General features: G+C 39.5%; 1 protein-coding gene. It reads right to left on the reverse strand.

Going from position 1 to position 896, the window contains the following annotated elements:
- Nucleotides 1-47 precede the first annotated feature (47 nt).
- On the reverse strand, nucleotides 48-896 hold an 849-nt coding region (locus HMPREF0080_RS00640), incomplete at its 5' end, for an IS3 family transposase (protein ID WP_006789138.1).

Raw genomic sequence — 896 nt, forward strand, 5'->3', positions numbered from 1 at the left:
AAAGACCGCTTAGAATGATCTGCACCCAATTTATTGGACAGATATAATTAAGCAATTTGTTGAGAATGAGTTCGGTATTCTACCGGACTCATTCCTTTTAATTTGAGCTTAATACGCTCTGTATTGTAGTAATCTATATATTCCTCTAGTCTAACAAGAAAATCTTCATAGGAATTGAACTTTTGCAAATAAAATAACTCAGATTTTAATAACCCGAAAAAATTCTCCATCACGCTATTATCTAAGCAATTTCCTTTACGGGACATACTTTGAACAATACCGTGATTTTTTAAGGCTTCCTGATAAAATGCATGCCGGTATTGCCATCCCTGATCGGAATGTAGAATACAGCCATGACTATGGGGACGTACCTTAAAAGCCCTTTCTAGCATGTCCAGAACTTGCTTTAATACCGGCTTTTCAGAAATTTCGTAGGCTATAATTTCTCCATTGTACATATCCAGTACGGGTGACAAATACACTTTTTTTCCGAATAAATGGAATTCAGTTATGTCGGTTGCCCATTTTTGATCCGGCTTAGTTGCCGCAAAGTTTCTATTAATTACATTAGGCACAGACTTACCTACGGGCCCACGATAAGACCGATACTTCTTTAAACGCACTCGACAAGTTAATCCTTCTTCTTTCATAAGTCGCATTACAACCTTGTGATTAACGTGCAACCCGGATTTATGCAACTCAAGTGTTAAGCGGCGATACCCATAGCATCCTTTATGGGTAGCTACGAGAGTACGAATTGCGTCCCTTATATCCGCATATTTATCCCCTCGTCTTAGACCGGCCAGCCGAGCGTAATAGGAGCTGCGGCTAATTGGGAAGTAGGAAAGCATAAATCGCAGGGGATATTTGCTTCTTACTCTTTCTATTGCGAGTGT

Source organism: Megasphaera geminata F0357 (assembly GCF_000239275.1).
In the GTDB taxonomy this organism is placed as follows: Bacteria; Bacillota; Negativicutes; order Veillonellales; family Megasphaeraceae; genus Megasphaera; species Megasphaera geminata.